The 7855-nt window shown below is 68.7% G+C and carries 8 protein-coding genes and 2 pseudogenes; 3 read left to right on the top strand and 7 right to left on the bottom strand.

Annotated elements, in window-relative coordinates:
- The 3 genes and pseudogenes from G6024_RS10495 to G6024_RS10485 form a co-directional block, all read right to left on the bottom strand.
- Positions 1-281 (bottom strand): LLM class flavin-dependent oxidoreductase (locus G6024_RS10495; protein ID WP_159147559.1); only part of this gene is annotated, 281 nt, incomplete at its 3' end.
- Between the two features lie 46 nt (positions 282-327).
- Positions 328-1212 carry a TIGR03619 family F420-dependent LLM class oxidoreductase gene (locus tag G6024_RS10490; RefSeq protein ID WP_067718186.1) on the bottom strand — a complete coding sequence of 295 codons (885 nt, stop codon included), beginning with the start codon at positions 1210-1212 and terminating at the stop codon, positions 328-330.
- A gap of 38 nt (positions 1213-1250) precedes the next feature.
- Positions 1251-1607: pseudogene (locus G6024_RS10485) on the bottom strand (SDR family oxidoreductase); the annotation flags it as partial.
- A 287-nt stretch (positions 1608-1894) separates the two neighbouring features.
- Between G6024_RS10485 and pgi the strand changes: the two are divergent.
- Entirely contained in the window at positions 1895-3586 is a 1692-nt protein-coding gene (pgi, locus tag G6024_RS10480; RefSeq protein ID WP_159148656.1) for a glucose-6-phosphate isomerase, read from the top strand.
- Here the strand turns inward: pgi and G6024_RS10475 are convergent.
- Together G6024_RS10475 and G6024_RS10470 are read right to left on the bottom strand one after the other, a co-directional pair.
- Entirely contained in the window at positions 3583-4059 is a 477-nt protein-coding gene (locus G6024_RS10475; RefSeq protein WP_067718191.1) for an SRPBCC family protein, read from the bottom strand. The genes pgi and G6024_RS10475 overlap by 4 nt on opposite strands.
- A 79-nt stretch (positions 4060-4138) precedes the next feature.
- Positions 4139-4333, bottom strand: a complete 195-nt coding sequence (locus tag G6024_RS10470; RefSeq protein WP_182640360.1) for a hypothetical protein — start codon at positions 4331-4333, stop codon at positions 4139-4141.
- A 58-nt stretch (positions 4334-4391) separates the two neighbouring features.
- Between G6024_RS10470 and G6024_RS10465 the strand changes: the two genes are divergently transcribed.
- Positions 4392-4691: an EthD family reductase gene (locus G6024_RS10465; protein WP_067718197.1), complete on the top strand. Its 300-nt coding sequence runs from the start codon at positions 4392-4394 to the stop codon at positions 4689-4691.
- Between the two features lie 68 nt (positions 4692-4759).
- Here G6024_RS10465 and G6024_RS10460 read toward each other — a convergent pair whose 3' ends face one another.
- Positions 4760-5419, bottom strand: coding sequence for a TetR/AcrR family transcriptional regulator (locus G6024_RS10460; protein ID WP_067718200.1), 660 nt, complete (start codon positions 5417-5419; stop codon positions 4760-4762).
- A gap of 56 nt (positions 5420-5475) precedes the next feature.
- Positions 5476-7320 carry a flavin-containing monooxygenase gene (locus G6024_RS10455; RefSeq protein WP_067718203.1) on the bottom strand — a complete coding sequence of 615 codons (1845 nt, stop codon included), beginning with the start codon at positions 7318-7320 and terminating at the stop codon, positions 5476-5478.
- Between the two features lie 214 nt (positions 7321-7534).
- Here G6024_RS10455 and G6024_RS10450 point away from each other — a divergent pair.
- Positions 7535-7855, top strand: a pseudogene (locus G6024_RS10450) (hypothetical protein); the annotation flags it as partial.

Here is a 7855-nt window from a genome sequence, read left to right as displayed (position 1 = left end):
GCGAACGCCTGCGCCAACACCGCCGGGTTGTACCGGAACGTCGGCGTCAGCACCGAGGTGCCCAACTGCAGCCGCTCGGTACGCTCACCCACCGCCGTCATCCACGCCAACGAGAACGGCGCATGACCACCGTCGTGACGCCAGGGCTGGAAATGATCCGACACCGTCGCCGAATCCATCCCCGCCTGCTCCGCCAGCACGGCGAACTCCACCAGATCACGCGGACCAAACTGCTCGGCCGACGCCTTGTAACCGAGCTTCAGGGACGGGGTGTCGGGCATGCGGGGCTCCTTGGGGTCGTAGCGGTGTGGTTGATGTGTGTCGAGGTCATGCGCTGATGTACTTCTCGCCGAACCGGGCGATCGACTCGCACTTGGCGTCCAGCGGGGCGTCGTATCCGTGGCCCTCGATCAACCACGGGATGACGATGACATCGGTGACCCCCGCCTCTTCGAGTTGGGCGAAACCGCGGCTGCCGTATCGGTCGGTGCAGGCCACCTGAACCTCGAACGGTCGGCCGTCCCCGCGGTCGGCGAGGGAGCGGCCGTCGGCCTCGAGTAGTTCTCCGAGGCGGGTGATGGTGGCGGCGATCTCGTCGAATCCCATCATCGCCGAGGTCCACCCCTGGCCGATCCGGACGGCTCGGCGCAGCGCCGGAGCGGTGTGCCCGCCCACGTAGAACGGCACCTGGGCCACGGGCGGCGGATCCAGTGTGAGGCGGTCGAAGTCGAAGTGCTCACCGTGGTATTCGAACCACCCGCCGTCACCGGCCAGGCGGATGATCTCGAGCATCTCGTCGACCCTCTTGCCACGCCCCGGGTAGGGGACTCCACACCACGCGAACTCGTTGGGGTCCCATCCGATCCCCACCCCCAGGTCGATGCGTCCGCCGGTCAGGTGGGAGACCGTGGACAACTGCCGCGCCAGCAGCAGGGGCTGACGGGGTCCGAGTTTGAGGACCTGCGGGCAGAACCTGATGGTCGAGGTGGCCACACCCATCGCAGCGATCGCGGTCAGGGGTTCGACCCACGGGGTGTGCTCGTCCCACATCCGCGCCCCGTCGGGCGTGTACGGGTAGTCGGTGTCCTGCCGGTGGGGCAGGAACAGCGAATCGGGAAGCGTGACGCGGGCGAAGCCCGCGTCCTCGGCCGCGCGGGCCAGGCCGAGGAGTTGGTCGATCGGGCTGAACGCGACCGGAACGGAGAACTGCATGATGTGACCTCTTCTGTCGGAAACGATGGACGCGGTGGTCAGCCCCAGCGGGACTGACCGCCGTCGAGCGGAATGGTCACGCCGGTGAGGTAGGACGCCTCCGCCGTGCACAGCCACGCCACGGGCCGGCCGATGTCTGCCACGGGGTCGCCCACCCGCCCGGCCGGTATGCCGGCGATGAACTGTTCGCCCTCCTCCGGGTTGTGGCGCATCCACCGGTCGAGTCCGGGGCTGTGGGCGTGGGGGGCGACAGCGAGCGCTCGGATCCCGTCAGGACCCCGTTCACAGGCTGCCGCCCGGGTGAGCGACCGGATCGCCTCCCTTGCCGTGCGGAACGCGGCGTCCGAGTACTCGTCCAGCGGCATCGGTTCCGCGAGCGGCACCACCGCGGCTCCGGATTCCGCCAGCGCGAGGGCTATGCCCCGGCCCACACCCTGACCGGCGCCGGTCACGACAGCCACCTTGCCCGACAGGCGGGCCGCGGCACGGGCGGGGAGCATCGTCGTGCTCGTGGTGGTCATCGAGGCCTTTCACGTCGGTGCAGCCGGGCGGGTGCGTCGACCCGCCACCGCCACTGTAGTCACCTGTGTACGGAAACTGTAGTCAACTGTGTACACCACGGTATCGTCAGCCTCGCCCCCTCCGCCACCACACCGAAGGACTGCCCGTGAACAGCATCGACATGGACATCAGCACCACCGATGAGTGGCGAGCGGTCGAGGCGCTGGCCGCCTCGACGGGTGAGACCACCCTGCGTGAGTTGTTCGACCGAGACCCCGACCGCGGGAGCCGACTGGGCGTGACGGCAGGCGATCTCTACATCGACCTGTCCAAGAACCTGGTCACCGATGAGGTCGTCTCCGCGCTCCTCGGCCTCGCTCGCGTCGCGGACCTGCCAGTCCGCCGCGCGGCCATGTTCCGCGGCGACCGCATCAACACCACGGAGGGCCGGGCCGTCCTGCACACGGCCCTCCGACGAGACGCCGGCGACACGCTGACCCTGGATGGTCGCGACGTGGTCGCCGACGTCCACGAGACCCTCCGGATGATGACCGCCTTCGCCGAGCGGGTCCGGAGCGGGGAATGGACCGGGTACACCGGCAAGAAGATCACCACCGTCCTCAACATCGGCATCGGCGGATCGGATCTCGGGCCCGCGATGGTCGACCGGGCCCTACGCCCCCTGCAGACCGGCGGGATCACCGCCCACTACGTGTCGAACGTCGACCCCCGCGACCTCGACTCCACCCTGGCCGGGATCGACCCCGAGACGACCCTGGTGATCGTCGCCTCCAAGACGTTCACCACCCAGGAGACCCTCGCGAACGCCCACGCCGCCCGTCGATGGTTTCTCGATCGCCTCGGCGCGGAGGACGCCGTGGCCGCGCACTTCGTCGCGGTCTCGACAGCGTCCGACGAGGTGGCCGCGTTCGGCATCGCCGAGGAGGCGGTGTTCGGCTTCTGGGACTGGGTCGGTGGCCGCTTCTCCGTGGGGTCCGCGATCGGGCTCAGCTGCATGATCACCCTCGGGCCCGGGGTCTTCACCGAGTTCCTGGACGGCATGCACACGATGGACGAGCACTTCGCCACCGCGGCGGATGACCGCAACGCGCCCCTGCTCATGGGGCTGCTCGGCGTCTGGTACACGAGTTTCCTGGGGGCCCAGTCCAAGGCCGTCATCCCCTATGCGCACGATCTCGCCCGGTTCCCCGCGTACCTCCAGCAGCTGACCATGGAGTCGTTGGGCAAATCGGTCCGGCTCGACGGCTCCCCGGTGGACTACCCCACCGGGGAGATCTACTGGGGTGAGCCGGGGACGAACGGTCAGCACGCGTTCTTCCAACTCCTGCACCAGGGCACCCACCTCGTCCCCGTCGACTGCATCGGCATCGCCCGCCCCTCGGACGGGACGATGGCGGCCGACGACCGTGTCGCCATGCACGACCTGCTCGTGAGCAACATGTTCGCCCAGTCCCGGGTGCTGGCTTTCGGCCGGACCGAGGCCGAGCTGAGGGCCGACGACACCGAGGCCGCTCTCGTCCCTCACCGGGTGATGCCCGGCAACCGTCCCTCGACGACGATCCTCGCGCCCTCGCTGTCTCCCGGCGTCCTCGGTCAGCTCATCGCCCTGTACGAACACGTCGTCTTTGTCCAGGGGGCGATCTGGAACATCAACGCGTTCGACCAGTGGGGGGTCGAATTGGGGAAGAAACAGGCCCGCGACCTCTACCCGGCACTCGCCTCCGACGAACCCGGCGATACCGAACCCGGCGGAGTCGGCCCAGGCGGAGTCGACCTGGATTCCTCGACAGCGGCCCTCATCGCCCGCTACCGGGCTGCACGCGGCCGTGTCGGGCCGGCCGGCCGCGGCTAGCCCGCGGTCTCGTACTTCGCGGCCAGGCGCGAGAGCGTCTCGGTGATGCCGGACGCGTTCTGGTCGGCGACGCCGATCTTCTCGAAGACCTTGCCGATCTTCGAGGGCCGGGGATCGAAGCACTCGGTGACCTCCGTGCGCCCATCCGCGGTCGGGGTGAACTCCCAGCGCCAGCGGTGGCCCGCGGGGTGCGCCCACTCGATGACCTTCTGGTCGGGCGTATCGATGTACTCGGTGACCGTGCTGGTGATGCGGTACGGGACGCCGTACATGCGCATCGAGGTGGTGAACTTGGCGCCCTCGGACAGGGACGACGGGCCCTTGACGTTGCTCTTGACGGTCCCCGAACCGTCGACGAGCCCGTGCTTGCGCGGGTCGGTGACGAGCCCGAACAGCTCCTCGGCGGGGGCGTTGACGGTGACACTGCGGGCGACGACGCGGGGGCCGCGGTCGACGGTGGTGATGGCGGTCATGGCAGATCGGTCCTTCCGGAGTTCTCGGGATCGGATCACACCACGATAGGGCCGCGGCCGGTACCGCGGTGGTCTGTGATCAGTGCGCGGTGGGCGTGGGTCCGTGAGCTGTTCGGCGTGCCACGTCACGCCACAGTTCGGCGACGCTCCCCACGACCACACCGATGCCTGCGCCCATCACCATCCAGGTGGCCAGGTTCGGGGCGCCGGCGATCACGACTCCGAGGGCTCGCCTGACGGACCGGGCCCGTGGCGCCGTGGTCTGCGGCATCATCACCGCTACGACACCCCACGGTCGGCCATCGGGCCGGGCGCCCCTCGAAAGGATTCCCTTGATCACTCTCACCGTCCTGTACCCCACGCCCGATGATGTCGAGAAGTTCGACGAGTACTACATCGGGACGCATATCCCCCTCGCCCACAAGGTGCCCGGCCTCGAGGATGCCAAGGTTACGCGCTTCCTGCCCGGCCCGGACGGATCCGCACCCGAGTTCCATCTCATGGCCCAGTTGTTCTTCGCGGACGCCGAGGCGATGGGTGCCGCGATGTCCACCGAGGAGGGCCGGGCCCTGGCCGCGGACGGCGCCAACCTCGGCGTCACCCCGACCATGCTCGTCGGCAGCACCGAGTAGTCGGTAGCGCCGGGTAGCAGCCCGGGCTCGTCCCGTCAGTGCGAGCGGGACGGGCCCGGGCTCGCGCGTCACCGGTCGTCCGCCACTCCCCACGCCCCCAACCAGATCGCCTTGATGGACGCCAGCATCCGGGCCGACTCGGCTTCGGCGGGCTTGAGCGACCGGTCCTGGTAGAAGGCCATGACGATCATGTCCGTCAGCCTGTCGACGATCGCCCCGTGGTCATCGGACAACGGGGCGATCAGCCCGGCCTCCGCGTCCTGCCCCATCTGCTCCGCGAGGTGAGTGTTCAACCCCGTCACCAACTCGGTCCAGCGGGACCTCACCTTGTCGTCGTATCCGGTCGCCTGTACTCCGGCCACCATCACCTGGTCGTGTTCCACCCACGCGGCGTAGGACTGGCCGAAGAGCCGGTCGAAGTAGTCGGAGTGCGATTCCCCGGCCCGCCGGTGGTAGCTCCCGACGGTGTCGATCCAGGCGTCCCAGGCCCGCCCGACCAGCTCCCCCAGCACCTCGTTCTTGGACTCGAAGTAGAAGTAGAAGTTCGGCCGCTTGATCCCCGCGGCCTCGGTGATGTCCTTGACCGAGATGTCCGATGCCGGCATCTGCTCGAGCAGTCCCTCGAACCCGTCGAGGATGACCTGCCGCTGGACTTCGCCCTTCGGGATACGCCTGCGACGGCCGTCGACAGCGTCGGAGGCCGGTGTCGGTGACGGGCCGGAAACCATGATCGCCAATCCTAGGGTCGCGGGGCGCGGGGTCCGTCAGGCGTGCGGCCCGTCGCTCAGGCGACCGGGACCGCGGTGTGGGACGACTCGAAGACCAGGCCCTCGAATCGACCCGAGTTCCACCAGTCCTCGATCATGTTCCAGAAGTCGATCTCCGACGAGTTGTACACGTCGCGGAACACGGCCTTGGACACCTCGCCCTGCCCGTTGTAGTACCCCGGAGTGCACCCACCCCAGTACGCCTCGCGCGGCTCGTTGGACCGGCGCACCTCGGCGACCCAGTCGGCCTCGGCCTCGGCCTCGGCCGTCGGCTCGAAAGTGCCGAGATCGTTGTCCAGCAGGTGCTTGACGAGCCGAGCGGCGTGCCGGGCCTTGCGGTCGAGCATGTAGACGAAGTTGACGTAGTAGGCGGTCTGCGACATCCCCAGCTCGACGAAGTTCGGGAAACCGTGGGTGAAGAACCCGTGGAAGGTCCGGGCCCCCTCGGAAAAGTACTCCTGCATCGAGTGACCCTCGCGCCCGATCACGTCGTAGCCGTAGATGCCCGCCGGGCCGGACCCGGTCTCGAAGCCGGTGGCGAAGATGATGCAGTCGACCTCGTAGTGCGTGCCCGCCACCACGATCCCCGTGGAGGTGATCCCGTCGATCCCGGTCGGCGACGCGGCCAGCGTGACATTGGGCCGGTTGAACGTCTGCAGGTACTCGTCGTTGAAGCAGGGGCGCTTGCACATGTAGCCGAACCACGGCTTGAGACCGTCGGCGGTCGCGGGATCCGTGACGATCGAGTCGACCCGCTGATGGGCGCCCATGAGCAGCTTCATGTCCGCGAGCTCGGCGACCAGCGCCTGGTCCGCCTCCGGGAGTTCACCGACGGGCGTGTCCACCAGGGGCTGGCCCGTCAACTGCGGGAACAGGTGGGTCCAGCCGTCGTCGACCAGGTTCCCGTCCACCTCGTGCCCGGAGATGATCCCGTTGAAGTTGTCGTGCCGCTCGTACTGCCAACGGGGCTGGAGCGACTCGGCCCACCGCGGGTCGGTCTTGCGGTTGTTGCGCGGCTGCACGACGCTCGGCGTGCGCTGCACCACGATCAACTCCTTGGCGTCCTCACCGAGGTAGGGCACCACCTGCACGCCGGTGGCGCCGGTGCCCACCACGGCGACGCGCTTGTCGCGCAGGTTCTCCAGGTTCCCGGCCGCCGATCCGCCGGTGTAGTCGTAGTCCCAGCGGCTGGTGTGGAAGATCTTGCCCTCGAAGTCCGCGATCCCGGGCACCTTCGGCAACTGCGGCTTGGTCAGTGCGCCGTTGGAGCGCATGAGGACGCGAGTGCGGAACCGGTCGCCGCGGTCGGTGGTGACCTCCCATCGCTGGGCCTGCTCGTCCCACTGCGCGTGGGTGGCGCGGGTCTGGAAGTAGGTCTTGTCGTAGAGGTCGTAGTGCCGGCCGATGCGCTGGGCGTGCTCGAAGATCTCGGAGCCGTCGGCGTACCGCTGGCTGGGGATGTACCCGGTCTCCTCGAGCAGCGGCATGTAGATGTGCGATTCGATGTCGCACTGGACGCCCGGGTAGCGGTTCCAGTACCAGGTACCGCCGAAGTCGCCGCCGTACTCGACGATCCGGAAGTCCTCGACGCCGTTCTGCGTGAGGTAGGCACCGGCGGTTAGCCCCCCGAACCCGCCTCCCAGGACCAGGGTGTCGAGCTCCTCGGTGACCGGCTCGCGGGTGATCGGGTCGGAGAACGGATCGGCGTCGTCCACCTCGAGGAGGTCCTCCAGGCCCTGGAACTGGGCCAGTTGGTCCCGGCGCAGGCGGGCCTGCTTGTCCGCCTCGAAACGCTGACGGAGGTGGTCGGGGTCGAAATCGATGTCGAGGGGGATCTGCGATTCGGGGAGGGTGAAGGCCATGCTGGTGTCCTTCGGCGAAGGGTGCGTCCGCGGGGAGGGGTTCCGTGGACGGGGTGTCGAACAAACTTGACGCTCCGTCAAGTTGTGACGAGCATTACGTACACTGTGTGATGTACGCAACAGGCCAACGGGGATTCGGGCGGGCCGGACAGGTGGCTGGCACGTCCCACACCGACGGGTCATGGCTGATCAAAGTAGGTACGGTGGCCTCACCATGACCCCTCCGCGCTCCCCCTCGCCCGACCCGGCCGGTTCCGCGGCGAGCCCGGTCGATGTGACCGGCTCAGCCGATCAGGCCGCGCGCACCCGGCCGCTGGTGGTCGCCGTGATCGGTGCCGGCGCGATCGGCGGCGCGGTCATCGAGGCACTCGAGCGGGGCGACGTCCCCGGGGCCAGGCTCGGCGATGTGCTCCGCTCCCGCAGCACGGACGAGGAGATCACCGACGCCATCGAGGCGGCCGACGTGGTCGTTGAGGCCGGGAGCGTCGAGGCGGCCGAGGAGTTCATCCCGCGAGTGACGGCCGCCGGCAGGGAC

The organism is Dietzia maris (assembly GCF_014144855.1).
Lineage (GTDB): Bacteria > Actinomycetota > Actinomycetes > Mycobacteriales > Mycobacteriaceae > Dietzia > Dietzia kunjamensis.
The sequence above is the reverse complement of the archived record's forward strand: the minus strand, read 5'-3'. Positions and strand labels throughout refer to the sequence as shown.